Annotated in this window: 17 protein-coding genes; 10 read left to right on the top strand and 7 right to left on the bottom strand. The window is 70.3% G+C overall.

The features are described from left to right. The first annotated feature begins 36 nt into the window (after positions 1 to 36). The 4 genes from VKV26_06220 to VKV26_06205 all read left to right on the top strand — a co-directional run bounded on the left by VKV26_06220 (position 37) and on the right by VKV26_06205 (position 3806). On the top strand, positions 37 to 1527 hold the full coding sequence (locus VKV26_06220; protein HLZ69494.1) for a PLP-dependent aminotransferase family protein: 1491 nt from the start codon (positions 37 to 39) through the stop codon (positions 1525 to 1527). A gap of 309 nt (positions 1528 to 1836) precedes the next feature. Further along, positions 1837 to 2127, top strand: coding sequence for a hypothetical protein (locus VKV26_06215; protein ID HLZ69493.1), 291 nt, complete (start codon positions 1837 to 1839; stop codon positions 2125 to 2127). A gap of 147 nt (positions 2128 to 2274) precedes the next feature. Continuing rightward, the gene (locus VKV26_06210) at positions 2275 to 3387 is read left to right on the top strand and encodes an NDP-sugar synthase (GenBank protein HLZ69492.1); all 1113 of its coding nucleotides are present in this window, start codon (positions 2275 to 2277) and stop codon (positions 3385 to 3387) included. Positions 3388 to 3656: 269 nt separating this feature from the next. Continuing rightward, complete coding sequence (locus tag VKV26_06205; GenBank protein ID HLZ69491.1) at positions 3657 to 3806, top strand: hypothetical protein; 150 nt, start codon at positions 3657 to 3659, stop codon at positions 3804 to 3806. A 146-nt stretch (positions 3807 to 3952) separates the two neighbouring features. Here VKV26_06205 and VKV26_06200 read toward each other — a convergent pair whose 3' ends face one another. Further along, positions 3953 to 4657 carry a class I SAM-dependent methyltransferase gene (locus VKV26_06200; protein HLZ69490.1) on the bottom strand — a complete coding sequence of 235 codons (705 nt, stop codon included), beginning with the start codon at positions 4655 to 4657 and terminating at the stop codon, positions 3953 to 3955. 77 nt (positions 4658 to 4734) lie between these two features. Between VKV26_06200 and VKV26_06195 the strand changes: the two genes are divergently transcribed. Continuing rightward, the gene (locus VKV26_06195; protein HLZ69489.1) at positions 4735 to 5328 is read left to right on the top strand and encodes a TetR/AcrR family transcriptional regulator; all 594 of its coding nucleotides are present in this window, start codon (positions 4735 to 4737) and stop codon (positions 5326 to 5328) included. A 133-nt stretch (positions 5329 to 5461) separates the two neighbouring features. Here VKV26_06195 and VKV26_06190 read toward each other — a convergent pair whose 3' ends face one another. Next, positions 5462 to 5827 carry a hypothetical protein gene (locus VKV26_06190; GenBank protein ID HLZ69488.1) on the bottom strand — a complete coding sequence of 122 codons (366 nt, stop codon included), beginning with the start codon at positions 5825 to 5827 and terminating at the stop codon, positions 5462 to 5464. A gap of 245 nt (positions 5828 to 6072) precedes the next feature. Between VKV26_06190 and VKV26_06185 the strand changes: the two genes are divergently transcribed. Then, the gene (locus tag VKV26_06185; GenBank protein HLZ69487.1) at positions 6073 to 6795 is read left to right on the top strand and encodes an SUMF1/EgtB/PvdO family nonheme iron enzyme; all 723 of its coding nucleotides are present in this window, start codon (positions 6073 to 6075) and stop codon (positions 6793 to 6795) included. A gap of 3 nt (positions 6796 to 6798) precedes the next feature. Next, positions 6799 to 7503 carry a purine-nucleoside phosphorylase gene (locus VKV26_06180; protein ID HLZ69486.1) on the top strand — a complete coding sequence of 235 codons (705 nt, stop codon included), beginning with the start codon at positions 6799 to 6801 and terminating at the stop codon, positions 7501 to 7503. A gap of 6 nt (positions 7504 to 7509) precedes the next feature. Here VKV26_06180 and VKV26_06175 read toward each other — a convergent pair whose 3' ends face one another. Together VKV26_06175 and VKV26_06170 are read right to left on the bottom strand one after the other, a co-directional pair. Continuing rightward, positions 7510 to 8106, bottom strand: a complete 597-nt coding sequence (locus VKV26_06175) for an AAA family ATPase (protein HLZ69485.1) — start codon at positions 8104 to 8106, stop codon at positions 7510 to 7512. A gap of 6 nt (positions 8107 to 8112) precedes the next feature. Then, a complete protein-coding gene (locus VKV26_06170; GenBank protein HLZ69484.1) occupies positions 8113 to 8889 on the bottom strand; it encodes a serine protease in 777 nt (258 codons plus the stop codon). Positions 8890 to 9208: 319 nt separating this feature from the next. Between VKV26_06170 and VKV26_06165 the strand changes: the two genes are divergently transcribed. Continuing rightward, positions 9209 to 9382 carry a hypothetical protein gene (locus tag VKV26_06165; GenBank protein HLZ69483.1) on the top strand — a complete coding sequence of 58 codons (174 nt, stop codon included), beginning with the start codon at positions 9209 to 9211 and terminating at the stop codon, positions 9380 to 9382. Between the two features lie 84 nt (positions 9383 to 9466). Here the strand turns inward: VKV26_06165 and VKV26_06160 are convergent, their stop codons facing one another. After that, the gene (locus VKV26_06160) at positions 9467 to 10585 is read right to left on the bottom strand and encodes a hypothetical protein (protein ID HLZ69482.1); all 1119 of its coding nucleotides are present in this window, start codon (positions 10583 to 10585) and stop codon (positions 9467 to 9469) included. Between the two features lie 135 nt (positions 10586 to 10720). Here VKV26_06160 and VKV26_06155 point away from each other — a divergent pair, with 135 nt between their 5' ends. Beyond that, the gene (locus VKV26_06155) at positions 10721 to 11704 is read left to right on the top strand and encodes a threonine/serine dehydratase (GenBank protein ID HLZ69481.1); all 984 of its coding nucleotides are present in this window, start codon (positions 10721 to 10723) and stop codon (positions 11702 to 11704) included. A 12-nt stretch (positions 11705 to 11716) separates the two neighbouring features. Here VKV26_06155 and VKV26_06150 read toward each other — a convergent pair whose 3' ends face one another. Then, the gene (locus VKV26_06150; protein ID HLZ69480.1) at positions 11717 to 11986 is read right to left on the bottom strand and encodes a hypothetical protein; all 270 of its coding nucleotides are present in this window, start codon (positions 11984 to 11986) and stop codon (positions 11717 to 11719) included. A 228-nt stretch (positions 11987 to 12214) separates the two neighbouring features. Between VKV26_06150 and VKV26_06145 the strand changes: the two genes are divergently transcribed. Then, a complete protein-coding gene (locus VKV26_06145; GenBank protein ID HLZ69479.1) occupies positions 12215 to 13351 on the top strand; it encodes a class II histone deacetylase in 1137 nt (378 codons plus the stop codon). Between the two features lie 36 nt (positions 13352 to 13387). Here the strand turns inward: VKV26_06145 and VKV26_06140 are convergent, their stop codons facing one another. Next, positions 13388 to 13813, bottom strand: a complete 426-nt coding sequence (locus tag VKV26_06140) for a hypothetical protein (protein HLZ69478.1) — start codon at positions 13811 to 13813, stop codon at positions 13388 to 13390. Positions 13814 to 13958: the final 145 nt, after the last annotated feature.

Here is a 13958-nt window from a genome sequence, read left to right as displayed (position 1 = left end):
ATACGCGGATTCGACAGCCAAACTGGAGCGATTGGCATGAGGCGCACTCGCACGGTGATCGACAGCGATCGGCTGACGCGGCTGCTCGGCCACTGGCTGCTGGGCAACGGCCCGCTGTATCGCCAGCTCGCGGAAGCGCTGCGCGACCTGGTCTGCCGCGGCGAGCTGCCCGTGCAAACCTGCCTGCCGCCTGAACGAGCGCTGGCCGGCGTGCTCGCGGTCAGCCGAAGCACGGTGGTTGCCTCCTACGCCCTGCTGCGGGAGGAAGGCTGGCTGGAGAGTCGCCAGGGCAGCGGCACCTACGTCTGCCGCCAGCCGGCAGACAGCGCCACCGGCACCATCCACCATCCCCGCCTGCTGGGCCTCGGCCGCAACCCCGTCTTCCGCGGCCTCAGCGAGCAACCGGCCACCACGATCGACTTCTCCGTGGCGGCGCCGCCCGCCTCGCCGCTCGTTGCCGGGGCCATCCAGCGGCTGAGCGACGCGCTGACACGGGAGCTGCTGGCAGGTCACGGCTACGCACCCTCCGGCATCGAGCCGCTGCGCGCGGCTGTGGCGGCGCGCTTTGCCGCCTGCGGCCTGCCCACCCGACCCGAGCAGATCCTGATCACCAGCGGCGTGCAGCAGGCGCTTTCGCTGCTCTGCACGCTCTACCTGCAGCCCGGCGACACCGCGGTGGTGGAGAGCCCGACCTATCCCGGCGCGCTGGAGGCGCTGCGCGCGGCGGGAGCGCACGTGCTCTCGCTGCCGCTGGACGCGGGCGGCGCGCGGCTGGACGTGCTCGAGGAGCTGCTCGCCCGCGGAGGCGTGCGGTTGGTCTATTTAACGCCGACCTTCAACAATCCCACCGGCGCGGTGATGAGCCACCTGCGCCGGCGCCGGCTGGCGCAAATGGTGCGTCAGGCGCAGGTGCCGCTGATCGAAGATACGGTGCTGGCCGAGATCTCGTTCGGAGACGGCGCGATGCCGCCACACGTCGCCAGCCTCGACGAGGACAGCCCGATCGTTACCGTCGGCTCGGCCAGCAAGACCTTCTGGGGTGGGCTGCGCATCGGCTGGATCCGCGCCTCCACGCACGTGATCGCCCGCCTCGTCGGCCTCAAGGCCGCGGCCGACCTGGGCTGCAGCGTGCTCAGTCAGCTCGCGGCCGCACAGCTGGTGCCGCATACCGCCGAGGCCGCCTCCGGCCGACGCGAAGAATTGAGCGTCCGATTGGAGGCGCTCGGCGGCAGCCTCCACCGCTTCGTGCCGGAGTGGCAGTGGCAGGAGCCGGCGGGCGGTCTTTCGCTGTGGGTGCGGCTGCCCGCCGGCGACGCGGCGGGCTTCGCCCAGGTCTGCGAGCGTTTCGGCGTGACGATCGTGCCCGGTCCGGTCTTCGCCGCGGACGGCGTCCACCGCGACTGCTTGCGCCTGCCGTTCACGCTGCCGCCCGAGCTGCTGCAGGAAGGCGTGCGGCGCATGGCGGCCGCCTGGCGCGGCTACGTGCCCGCCGCCTCGGTGCTGCCGGCGCGCCAGGCGGTAGTATGAGGCGGGCCTATCCCTGGTTTCGCAAGCGAAACCTGTCCCTTCCCCCGTGGGGAACGGTTGTCCGAGGGCTACCGGATCTCCTCGACCCGCACCCTTCCTCATGTCACATGAGTCACATGAGTCACATGAGTCACATGAGGGGAAAGGACCGCCGAGCCCAAAGCGAGGCAGGGATAGGCGGCCCAGCCGCGCTATTGGCAAGTTCACGCGCAATCTGTGAAGGTAGCGCTACCGGTTTACTCCAGGCAGGACCGACACTTGCCGCGGCGCCCGCCCCACGGGTGCGGGCAGCGAAGGGGGAGCACCGCCATGGGTGACGACCACGTGGAGGCCTTGCTGCTGCGCGACGACCGCGGGCAGGCGTATCTGGTCCCTCGCGCCCTGCTCGAGCAGTGCCGGCTGTCGGCGCAGCAGTTCGCCGAGATGGAGCAGGAGACGGTGAGCGACGAGGTCGGCGGATATCTCTTCGGCGCGGCCGGGCTAGGGCAGGCGGTTGCGGGCACGTTCTTCACGCTGGGCGTCGTCTCACCGCGTGATGCCGCGACCGGCCAGGCCTCCGGCAAGCGGCAGTGGACTCCCGTGCACCTCATCCAAGAGTAACAGGAGTAACAGGAGTAACAGGAGTAAGGCACGCGGCTGGTTCCGCGTGCCTTCCCGTACATGACTCCGGCCGCGAGCTCGGGCGGCGCCTGCGCTCGACTCGGACTACACTAGGTACACAGGCGTAGCGCGGGAGGCCGGCAGCGGGTGCAGGGCGTCATTCTCGTTGGTGGTGAGGGCACGCGGCTGCGGCCGCTGACCCGGCGCACGCCCAAGGCGATGGTTCCGATCCTCGGCCGGCCCTTTCTGGAGCACATGCTCGACTACCTGCGCGGGCAGAGCGTCGACGAGGTCATGCTCGCGCTCGGCCACCAACCCGACGCGATTCAGCGCTACTTCGGCGACGGCAGCCGCTGGCGGATCCGGCTGACGATGCAGGTGGAAGCCGAGCCGCTCGGCTCCGGCGGCGCCATCGCCCAGTTCCGCGAGCGGCTGCGCGAGCCGTTTTTCGCCTTCAACGGCGACATCCTCACCAACGTGCAGCTTGCGCCGTTGATCGCGCGGCACCAGCAGTACGACGCCGCGGTCAGCATCTTCTTCATCGAGGTCGATGACCCCTCGATGTTCGGCGTGGCGCAGCTGGACGGCGAGGACCGCGTGCTGCAGTTCGTGGAGAAGCCGCCGCCGGGCACCGCTCCCTCGCACTGGGCGAACGCCGGCGTCTGGCTGTTCGAGCCGTGGGTGCTGGAACGGGTGCCCGCCGGCCGCCGCTCGATGGTGGAGACGGAGCTGTTCCCGCAGCTCATCGCCGGCGGCGAGCGGGTGCAGGCGTTCTGTGAGCGCTGCTTCTGGGTCGATATCGGCACGCCGGGCCGCTACCTCGAAGCGCAACTGCGGCTGCTGGCGGAGCCCGCGCTGCGCGTCCTGCCGTTGCGCCCATGGCCCGCGCTCGCCGCGCTCTGCGCCCACGACGATCCCGCCGCCTTGACCCCGCCCAAGGTCGCGCCGGACGCGGAGCTGGCCGGCCCCGTGTTGCTTGGCAGCGGGGTGCAGATCGGCGCCGGCGCCCGGCTGATCGGCCCGCTGGCGATCGGCGACGGCAGCAGCATCGGCCCCGGCGCGACGATCGAGCGCTCGGTGCTGTGGAACTCCTGCACGATCGATGCGGAGGCCCGCATCACGGGCTCCGTGCTGGCCGACGGCTGCAACGTCGGCGCCGGCGCGCGGCTCGATGCGGCCGTGGCCGGTCAGGCAGCCCTGATCGGGCCGGGTGTTCGCCTCAACGATCGCAGCGTTGAGCCGGAAGAAGTGGTTATGTGATCGGCGCGTAAAATCAGAGCGAGCGTGTAGGCATCTTCGCTCTTGTGAATCGCCGCCACCTGATCGATACTGAAGGTGAGGACAGCACAGGCGCGGCAGCGCGCCGCCGGAGCCTCATGAGACGCCAGACAACAGAAGATTGCAGACAGCCGAACACCGTCGAAGGCCGACGACGCTGGCGATGCCGCCGCGGGATGCGCTCCCGCGGCGGCTTTTGTGTTGCGCGCCACGGGTGTGCCGCCGGGCCGGGCAGGCGAGGAGGGGTGCCGATGTACCGGGTGATGCTGCAAACGCGGGAGAGCGACGGCGTGGAGCTGCGCGTGCCGAACCAGGATCTCGGCCGCGTGCTGGCCCTGGTCACACGCCTGCAGATGCTGAATCCGTCGTTCCGCGTCGCCTACACGCCGCTGCATGATTGAGCCGGGCGCGGCCGCAAATCGGCAACGGAGCCACGGACGTCCGTGCCGCAAAGCTGGAACGCCGCCGGCGCCGGCGGCGTTGCTTTCCGCCAGCGCCCGATGACTGCGGACGGCCGATCGGCAGGGTCACACAAACGGCACGCGGCCTAGCGTGCGAGCCAGGCCGTGATGCCGCCGCCCAGGACGCTGAGGAGCCGAGTGCTGCGACCGAAGCCGGCATCGCGCAGCAGGCGCTCGTACTCCGCCAATGGGGTCGCCGGCTGCGCCAAGATCTGGGCGATCGTCGCCGCCATCCGCTCGGCAGGCATCCCCTGCGCCTCCCCGTACTGCTGCCAGGCACCCAGCAGATCTTCCTCAAAGCCGCCGCCGTCGGGGCGGACGCCGCTGGCGACCAACAGGGGCGCCCCAGGGCGCAGTCGCCGCGCGATGCCCCGCAGGAGCGCCAGTTTGCCTTCATCCGGCAGGAAGTGCAGCACGAACATGCAGGTCGCCGCGTCGAATCGTGGCTCGGCCGGCAGCTCATCGACGCTGCCCCGCACCAGGTCCACGCGCTCCTGCAGGCCCAGTCGCCTGGCTTTGGCCTGCGCCAGCGCCAGCATCTCCCGCGACGGGTCCACGCCGGTGATCTGCCAGCCGGGATTGGCCGGCAAAAACTCCTCGAGCTCCGCCCCGCCGCCGGCTCCGACGACGAGCAGCTGCAATGCGGGCTGCGCAAGGGCACGTAAGCAGCACCTGGTCAGCGTAAAGAGCAGCTCGTAGCCGACGTTGACCCGCTTGACGACCTGCTCGTACTCGGCCACCGGCACGGGCGGTTGGGTGTCGAAGTCGGCCTGTTGCGGCACACTGGTCATGGTATGGTCCTCCTGCTCGCGTCACTGGGGTTTCTGATACGATGTAACGTAACATCGTCACGATAGGATGTCAAGCAATGGGGCGACCCAAGGAACATGATGAGCGGACCCGGCTCGCCCTCCTCGATGCCGCGGAACGCATGGTTGCCACGGACGGTCTGGAGGCGCTTTCGGTCCGGCGTGTGGCAGGCGCGGTCGGCACGACCACCCGCGCTGTTTACAGCGTGTTCGGTTCGAAGGACGGCCTCGTCGTGGCGCTTGGTGTCCGCGGCTTCGACCTGCTCCGGACCGCGCTTATCGCGTTACCGGTAACCGAGGATCCGGCTGTTGACCTGGTGGAGGCGGATGTACGGGACTTTCGTCGTTTCGTGCTCCAGCATCCGGCACTGTTCCAGCTCGCGGTGCAGCGTGTCGCGGCCCCATCGGAACTCACCGAGGGGTTCCGCGACGCAGCCGAGCACGCCTTGGACGGACTCCGGAGCAGAGTCAGCCGGCTTGCAGCGGCGGGGCAGCTCGGGTTACGCACGCTTCCCGACGCACTCTACGAGTTTCACGCGCTTTGCGAGGGCCTGGCCGCGCTCGAACTCCGCTGTGCGTTCCCCCAAGATTACGCGGAGCGGATCTGGCGCGACGCGCTGGCCGCGCTCGTGGCCGGCTGGGGCGCGTCGTAGCCGCCATCGCGTGCCAAACTCGACACGCTCGCGCGCACCTCGGCCGGTTGCAGGGCAGGCGGCAAGCAAAATCGCCGGCCGAAGCGAAGACTCCGGCCGGCGTGTTCAGCGGTTTCCGTGGTTCAGCCGTGGACTAGCGCAGCAGCCCCTTGCCGCTGCCCAGCTGCCGCCGCCGCGACGGGGGCGACACGACCTTCATGCCGGCCACCAGCACCAGCGAGCCAACCACCGTCCAGACGATCGGCAGGCTGGCGATGTGCGGCCAGGTCGGCAGGTGCAGCACCCTGGCGATCAGCCAGCCGATCACCGAGCCGACCAATCCTACTCCCACCGTGGTCAGGATGCCGTCGCTGTCGTAGTGCAGCATGTGCTCGGCGATGGCGCCGCACAGCGTGGCCACGAGCAGCAGAAACACCAGCCCGATCAGAAATGCGACCACTTTCGTGATCGCGAAGACCGCCAGCAAGAACGCCAGGATCGCGATCAGAGCTATGAGCATAGCCCCACTCCCAGGTTTACCGCCGCGCGACGCGCGACGTGGAGTCGAGCGAACACTCAGATGAGCATCCGCCTCCACCTCGATGATGCGCCGGAGTCAAAAACACGTCAAGAAAAATTGGGGCAGCGTCCGCCAGTCCTTTAGGACCGGATCGGGCAGTCCAATTGGCCCAGCGGCCGGCTCGGGTCCGTTCGATGAGCGCGTGGTACGCTCGCAGCGGCAGATCGCGCGGAGGATGTGGCGCGATGACGGCGAGCGACTCCCCGGCGGCCACGTTGCTTCCCGACCTGGTCGCCCTGCCGGGCGGCTGGTTCACGCTGGGCAGCCGCGACGGCCGCCCCGACGAACGGCCGCCGCGCCGCCTCTGGCTACCGCCGTTCGCGCTCGCCCGCACGCCCGTGGCCAACCACGAATACGCGGCCTTCGTCGCCGCCTGCGGCCGCCCGCCGCGCTTCTGGCGCGATCCGCGCTTCACCGATCCCGCGCAGCCCGTCGTCGGCGTGCGCTGGCAGGACGCCGTCGACTACTGCGCCTGGCTCTCCGCACGGACGGGTCGCCGCCTGCGCCTGCCGACGGAGGCCGAGTGGGAGTACGCGGCCCGGGGCGGCGTTGAGGGCGGGCTGTATCCCTGGGGCAACGGGCTGCCGCTGACCGCCTCCGGCCTGCCGCTGGCCGACGCGCCGATGGACCGGCCCGCGCCGGCGGGCAGCGGCCCCGCCAACCCCTTTGGCCTGCGCGACATGGGCTGGAACGTGCACGAGTGGTGCGGCGACTGGTACGCCGCCGACGCGTACGCCACGCTGGCAGAACGCGATCCGCGCGGCCCGGCCGCAGGCACCCGGCGCGTCTCGCGCGGCGGCGCCTGGCGCCACCAGGTCAAGGTCAGCCGCTGCGCGGCGCGCAGCGCCATTCCGCCCGCGTTCGAATACAACGACTACGGCTTCCGCGTCTGCGCCGAGCTGGAGTAGGCCGTGCCGATCCATCTCCACGCCAGCGCCGCCGATCTCGCGCCGGTCGTGCTGCTGCCCGGCGACCCCGGCCGGGCGCGGCGCGCGGCGGCGCTGCTCGCCGGCGCCCGCTGCTACAACGAGAACCGCGGCCTGCTCGGCTTCAGCGGCGCCTACCGTGGCCGCCGGGTGTCCATCCAGACCACGGGCATGGGCGCGCCCTCCGCGGCGATCGTAGCCGAGGAACTGGCGCAGCTGGGCGCGAAGACGCTGATCCGCATCGGCACGGCGGGCGGCGCCTCCGAGCGCATCCGCGCCGGCGACCTGGTGATCGCCACGGCCAGCGTACCGCTCGACGGCGCCACGCGCGCCTACCTCGCCGGCGATCCCTACGCGCCCGCGGCCGACTTCGCCGTCGTCTCGGCGCTGGCGAATGCGGCAGGGGAAGCCGAGGCCGCGCATCACATCGGCTTGATCGCCACGGGCGACGCGCTCTATGCGGAGAGCCCGGACCATGCCGCCCGCTGGGCGGCGCGCGGCGTGCTGGCCTTCGAGATGGAGGCGAGCGCCCTGTTCACCGTGGCCGCGCTGCGCGGCCTGCGCGCCGGCTGCCTGGTGGTCGTGGTCAATGCCGCCGGCGGGCGCGACTGGCTGGAGGGCGCCGCCTACGAAGCGGCAGAGCGGCGACTTCTCAGCATTGCCCTCGACGCGGCCTTTGCGCTCGCGTAAGCCGGGTTACCGCTCAGCAGGACTGGCGGCCCGCACAAAGCGCACGATCTCGGCGAAGCCCGGCGCGTAGTCGGCCGCCGTGGTCGTGTCCACCCGCAGCAGGGGTACGCCCAGATCGAGCGGCTCGTAGGCCGCCGTGCCGAGCAACTGCCGCAGCCGCGGCAGCGCCGCGCCATCGTGATGGCCGGGGTGGCGCTCGCCGCGCGCCGCCCGCGCCTGGTAGCGACGCACGATCGTCTCCACATCGCCGCCGCAGTGAAGCAGCACCGTGCGCGCCCGCGCGGCCAGCGGCCGCAGGTCGGCCTCGGCCAGGCCGCGCTGGTAGTTGGCCTCGATCAGCACGGAAACGCCCGCCGCCAGCAGGCGCGCGGCCACGTCGCTCAGCAACGCCAGCGCCGCCACGCCCAGCCGCCGCGAGGCCTCCTGGTCGCCGGCGCCAAGGCTCTCGTAGAGCGATTCCTTGAAGCCGTCCTTGGTGAAGACCGGCAGCGCCAGCGCCTCGCCCAGCCGCAGCGCAAGCGTCGTCTTGCCGCTGCCCGGCGCGCCGCCGAGGATCAGCAGCAGCGGCAACGGCGTACCGGCAGCCCGGCCCGTCGCGCGCATGCCGTCTTACTGGCCGCTGCGGTTCTTCATCGCCCAGCGCCGGGCGCCGAAGCCGGGGATGGAGAGGCCGGCGTTCTCGCTGCCGCCGATGCCGTTGGGAATCCGTGCCGTATTGATGCCGATCACCTGGCCGCAGCGGTTGAGCAACGGCCCGCCGCTGTCGCCGTGCTGCAACTGCACGTCGCTGACGATATACGCCTGGCCCGTGCCACGGTCCACCGTCGTCTGGATATAGCGGCCCTGCTCCTCAAACGGCACTGGCGCGCCGCCCGAGTAGCCGACCGCATAGAGCACCGAACCGTTCTCAAGCTTGCCCTCGTCGCCCCAGGTGGCGGAGGGCAGCGTGCCGGTATCGGTCTGCACCAGGGCGAGGTCGAGATCGGGGTCGGAGGCGATCACTTTGCCTGGGCTCTTGTGGCCGTCCACGTAGAACGTATTGACGAACGAGCTGGCGGCCGAGTCGATCACGTGCTGGTTGGTCAGCACCCAGCCGGTGTCGATGATGATGCCGGTGCCGGAGGAGTAGCTGCCGGCCGCGTCGGGCGGCGTGGTGATGCGCACCAGCGCGGGCAGCACCAGCGACAACGGATTGGCGTCCGGCGGGCAGGTGTCGCTGTGTACGCTGTTACGGCCGGAGAGCAGCTCGCCGGCCAGCGGCGTCGGCGTCTTCTTCGCGGAGGAGCCGCCGCAGCCTGCCAGGAGCAGCGCCGCCAGCAGCCAGCCCGCGGCGGCCGCCCGCAACGCCCTCAGCAGCACCGTGTCCTCGTTCCGCACGCCCACCACCACGCCCTCGACGTGAGCGCAGTATAGCCGAGATCACGCGCCAGACCACGATCGCACACATCCACAGCGGCCCGCTGAGACGTATTTCTAGCACAAGGAGACATGATCCTGCATCAGCACGCGCTAATCAGCGGCTGCCGGCCGTAGATATGGGTGTAACGGGGAAAACGCGCCGGGCGACGTTGCGTTCGCCCGACGTAAGGCGCGAGGTGGGCAGTTTCACAGCTCGTCCATAATTCAGGGAACAGCCCTATGCACTGCCGTGGCATACCCTTCGACTATCAACCCAGGGGAGGGCTCCAGGGCAGGAGGAAACACCATGTTTCGTTGTACGGTTTGCCACTTTGACGTTGAACTGGACGACGTGGAGATTCGCGGGGGCTACCGCGCCTGCATCTGCGTGCGCTGCTATTCGCGGCTCGTCGATAACGAGAAGCGGATGTCCAAAGAGCTGCGCCGCGAGCTCGTCGCCTTCATGGCCGAAGTCGCGTAGCCTTCCTCCTCTCCCTCACGGCCGCGGACACTGGCGCCGCGGCCACCAGCGCACGCCTTATTGGACCGAGGCAACGCAGCCGCCTCATTGCAGGCTGCGCAGCACCGCGAAGGCATGCAGGTACAGCTCAGTCAGGTCGTGCACCAACGTGATCGGATTCCCGGCGCGCTTCGGGTCCACGTGCTGAAAGATGGAGAAGGCCGAGCAGTACGGCTTCAGGCCCGCCGCCCGCGCCGCCGCGCACAGATCGCGTGAGCCGGTGAACGGCAGCAGGGGATCGTCGCGGTCGTACATGATGAACAGCCGCGCCCGCACCTGTGAGACGCGCGGCAGCGGCGAGAGCGCCGCCAGGTTCGCCTGCAACGACGCCGGCAGCGCCGGCACGTAGCTCTTCCCCTCGGCCCGATCGCGGCTGCTCAGCAACCCTTTGATTGCCTGGCCCTCCGGCGAGAGGTTCACTCCGTCGAGCGCGTGCACATCGCCCTCCACGAAGTACCCGTGCAGCGCCGCCGCCTCCTGCGCATCGTCCAGACCCGCCAGCAGCACGTTCGTCAGGTGCTCACTGGCGATGCCGTTGGGATTCCACGGCCGCACCGCGCCGCGATCGTCGAGCGTGTGCGTGCCGATGGAGAGCAGCGCGTCCCCGAGCGTGGCAAAGCTGCCGAAGGCGTCCACGTTGCGCAGCCGGTCGCGGATCGCCGGGTCCGTCGCCGCCACGATCGCCAGCGAGCCGCCCACCGAGAAGCCGAAGATGCCGACCCGATCCGGGCGCGTGTACGGCTGCTCGGCGGCGAACTGCACCCCTTCGACCAGCGCCCGCGGCAGATCGGGCGCCAGTCGGTCGCCGTTCAGCGCCTCGCTTTCCACCAGTACGGCGACCAGCCCGGAACGCGCCAGCCCGTCCATCAGCCGGACTACGCGCACGTCGTCCGGCGGCGCCGGGTCCAGGCCGAGCGAGAGCACCAGCGCCGGGTGACGACCGTGCGGCGGACGGTAGATGTGCGCCCGCACGTAGCCGTCGACCGGCGGCAGCTCCACGACCTCGCGCACGGGCCTGGCCGTCACCAGGTCGATCGGTGAGCCGGGCAAGGCAGCGAAGAACGAGGGCAGCAGCGTCAGCGTGCGCGCCGCCAGCCGCGTGGGCGGCGAGATCGCCAGCAGCGCGGCCCAGAGCAGCAGCGGCAGCAGGCAGCCCGCCGCCACGCCGCGCTGTGCCCGCCTTGCAGCCCGGCGGCGAGCGCGGACACTGGAATCCAATCTCACGCCCACTTCCCGCGCCCTGCGTCCTTCGCCCAACACCCCACCGGCTATAATGACGCGTCTGCGCGAGGTGAACCCATGCAACTCCCACGGCCGAGGCTGCGCGACGTGCTGCAGGCCCGCGGCGTCTTGCAGCGCTACCTGCCGCCCACGCCGCTCACCAACTACCCGGCGCTCGACCGGCTGATCGGCGCCGAGGTCTGGGTGAAGCACGAGAACAGCCAGCCCGTCGGCGCCTTCAAGGTGCGCGGCGGCGTCTATCTCATGTCGCGGCTCTCCGAGGACGAGCGCCGCCGCGGCGTGATCGCCGCCTCCTCCGGCAATCACGGGCAATCCGTCGCCTACGCGGCGAAGCTGTTCGGCGTGCCGGCGATCATCGGCGTACCCGAGGGCGCAAACCCGACCAAAGTCGAGTCGATGCGCAATTTGGGCGCCGAAATCATCGTTTGCGGCCACGACTTCGACGCCGCCCGCGAGCACGTCGAGGCGCTGGCCGCGGAGCGCGGCTACCGCTACATCCATTCCGGCAACGAGCCGCTGCTCGTGGCCGGAGTGGGCACGCTGACGTTGGAGCTGCTCGAAGCGCAGCCGCAGATCGAGACGATCATCGTGCCCGTGGGCGGCGGCAGCGGCGCGGCGGCGGCCTGCATCGTGGCGAAGGCGATCGACCCGGCGATTCGTGTGATCGGCGTGCAGGCCGCAGGGGCGCCGGCCGCATATCACACCTGGAAAGAGCGCCGGCCGGTGACGACACCGTCGATCGAGACGTTCGCCGAGGGGCTGGCGACACGCAGCTCGTTCTCCTATCCGCAGTCGATCATGGCCGAGCTGCTCGACGACTTCGTGCTGGTCAGCGACGCGCAGATCCGCGAGGCGATCCGGCTGCTGATCGAGAAGGCGCACACGCTGGCCGAGGGCGCGGGCGCGGCGCCGCTGGCCGCGGCCCTGCTGCTGCGCGAACGGCTGGCCGGTCGGCGGATCGCACTGGTGCTGAGCGGCGGCAACCTCAGCCCGGCGCAACTGCGCGAGATCATGAACGAGCCGCCTGCAACCGAGCGATAGCGCGTCGCCGGCTCACCAGCCGAGAGCGAGAACGAGCAGCCCGCCGGCGAACAGCAGCGCGGCCATCATGAAGGGAAATTGCACGCCGCGTTCCGGCCCCGCCAGCCGGAGAAAGACGGCCGGCGCCGCGGCCAGCAGCAGCAGCAGCGCCAGCGCGGCCGCCACGCCGCGGCGGGCGCCGCGGCGGAATCTGCGCACCCCCCGGCGCCCGCGCCGGCGCCTGAACAGCCAGGCCGTCAGCACACCGGCGCCGCACAAGCCGATCAGCGGCAGCACGACCATGGGGAGGATCCTCCGCGCGGCTCAGCCCTGGAACCGCGCAATCTTCGCCCACATCGTTGTACCGCAACAGGTGCATGCATCAGAGCCGTCCGCACCATTTCCCCTGGTGGCTTCGCACCGCGCCCGGCTTGACACCGCTGCTACCGTGAGGTTGCCCCACGCTCGGCCGGCCCGCGAATCGATGCCCGGCAGCGCACGGCGGCCGAACCATGCGACGGAGGCGGTTCTGTGGCAGAAGCGAGCGGCAACGGCAAGCGCACGGCGCTGGTGTTCGACCCGGCCTACCTGCTGCACGACACCGGACCGATGCGCCTCTCCGGCACGGGCGAGCCGTTCCCCTTCAATGAGTTCGAGCCGCACTTCGAGAGTCCGCGCCGCGTGGGCCGCGTCAAGGAGCTGCTGGACAAGTCCGGCCTGATCGCGCAGCTCGACGAAGTGCAGCCCTACCCCGCGCAGGACGAGGACGTCGGCCTCTACCACAAGCGCGACTACATCGAGCGGGTGAAGGCCGAGAGCCTGCGCGGCGGTAACGCCGGACCGGGCACGCCGGTAGCGCCCGGCTCGTTCGAGATCGCCTTGCTCTCCACCGGCGGCGCCATGAGCGCGGTCGATGCGGTGATGGCCGGCGGCGCGCCCAACGCCTACGGCCTGCTGCGCCCGCCGGGCCATCACGCCGTCGCGCACCAGGGCATGGGCTTCTGCGTCTTCAACAACGTGGTGATCGCCGCCCGCCACGCGCAGCGCAGCCACGGCGTCAAGCGCGTGCTGATCGTCGATTGGGACGTGCACCACGGCAACGGCACGCAGGACGCCTTCTACGACGACCCAGCGGTGCTGTTCATCAGCCTGCACCAGGAAGGGCTGTTCCCGGCGAACTCCGGCCTGGCGGGCGAGAGCGGCGCCGGCGCCGGCGAGGGCTACACCGTCAACCTGCCGCTGCCCGCCGGCACCGGCGACCGCGGCTACGTCGAGGCGTTCGAGCGCGTGGTCGTGCCGATCGCGCAGCAGTTCGAGCCGGAGCTGCTGTTGGTCTCGTCGGGCCTCGACCCGAGCCGCATGGACCCGCTCGGCCGCATGGTCGTGACCTCCGAGGGCTTCCGCGCGATGACGCGGATGATGATGGCGCTCTCGCGTGAGTTCTGCGGCGGGCGGATGGCCGTGCTGCACGAAGGGGGCTACGCGCCGACCTACGCGCCCTACTGCGGGCTGGCGATCATCGAAGAGCTGTGCGGCCGGCGCAGCGGCATCGACGAGCCGGGCGCGGCCAACGCCGCCGCCCTGCGCCCGACCTGGGACCTGGGCCGCGACACGCAGGACCGCATCGCCGAGATCGTGGAGCACCAGCGCCGCTACTGGACGTTGTAGAGACGGCGTTTCGCCACGGCGACTGCCCGGTTCAGGTCACGGTGCAAACCGGATATCCGCACCGGCAGCGGAGTAGACCCAGGCGCCACCTCCAAGGTCGAACCGTTGGTCGGTGGATTGGTAGGTGTCGGTTAGCGGGTCATAGAGTAAGACGAGATCGGCGCCAATCACACGGAGCGGAACCCCCGCATCGCTCGCCACCATCGTCCAGCCTGGGCTGACGTGGAGCGCTGAGGGGTCGGGACCGAACGCAGGCACATCTATCGGCGTTGCAGATGGCAGGAATACCCAGTAGCCGGCACCAACACCCCTGGCTGCGGGCGGACGGCTGCGATCGAATGTCACCGTTCGATAGCCGCTCTCGCCCGCTGCGAACGTGTAAACGGGCCCGCTGCCGATCTGTGTATCAATTCGGAAGGCCACCAGTTCGCTTACGATATTCCAGCCGGCGGGGAGGGTCACGTGCGTGAACCGCCCCGGGTTTCATAGAGACTCGGGTTATTGGGAAGCAGCCAGTGGAAGCGGCTGCTGCTCATCGTAGTACAGGGCCTCGAACTCCGCTGGCGGCGCCATGCCTAACTCTCCATGGAGCCGGCGGCGGTTGAAC

This window comes from Dehalococcoidia bacterium (genome assembly GCA_035310145.1).
In the GTDB taxonomy this organism is placed as follows: domain Bacteria; phylum Chloroflexota; class Dehalococcoidia; order CAUJGQ01; family CAUJGQ01; genus CALFMN01.
The sequence above is the reverse complement of the archived record's forward strand: the minus strand, read 5'-3'. Positions and strand labels throughout refer to the sequence as shown.

What these genes read in the sequence shown, in the direction of transcription:
- VKV26_06190 (HLZ69488.1), bottom strand. Translation starts at nt 5,827, where the DNA reads ATGCTCATAGCTCTGATCGCGATCCTGGCGTTCTTGCTGGCGGTCTTC.
- VKV26_06200 (HLZ69490.1), bottom strand. Translation starts at nt 4,657, where the DNA reads ATGACCAGTGTGCCGCAACAGGCCGACTTCGACACCCAACCGCCCGTG.
- VKV26_06220 (HLZ69494.1), top strand. Translation starts at nt 37, where the DNA reads ATGAGGCGCACTCGCACGGTGATCGACAGCGATCGGCTGACGCGGCTG.
- VKV26_06175 (HLZ69485.1), bottom strand. Translation starts at nt 8,106, where the DNA reads ATGCGCGCGACGGGCCGGGCTGCCGGTACGCCGTTGCCGCTGCTGCTG.
- VKV26_06205 (HLZ69491.1), top strand. Translation starts at nt 3,657, where the DNA reads ATGTACCGGGTGATGCTGCAAACGCGGGAGAGCGACGGCGTGGAGCTG.
- VKV26_06155 (HLZ69481.1), top strand. Translation starts at nt 10,721, where the DNA reads ATGCAACTCCCACGGCCGAGGCTGCGCGACGTGCTGCAGGCCCGCGGC.
- VKV26_06165 (HLZ69483.1), top strand. Translation starts at nt 9,209, where the DNA reads ATGTTTCGTTGTACGGTTTGCCACTTTGACGTTGAACTGGACGACGTG.
- VKV26_06195 (HLZ69489.1), top strand. Translation starts at nt 4,735, where the DNA reads ATGGGGCGACCCAAGGAACATGATGAGCGGACCCGGCTCGCCCTCCTC.
- VKV26_06215 (HLZ69493.1), top strand. Translation starts at nt 1,837, where the DNA reads ATGGGTGACGACCACGTGGAGGCCTTGCTGCTGCGCGACGACCGCGGG.
- VKV26_06150 (HLZ69480.1), bottom strand. Translation starts at nt 11,986, where the DNA reads ATGGTCGTGCTGCCGCTGATCGGCTTGTGCGGCGCCGGTGTGCTGACG.
- VKV26_06185 (HLZ69487.1), top strand. Translation starts at nt 6,073, where the DNA reads ATGACGGCGAGCGACTCCCCGGCGGCCACGTTGCTTCCCGACCTGGTC.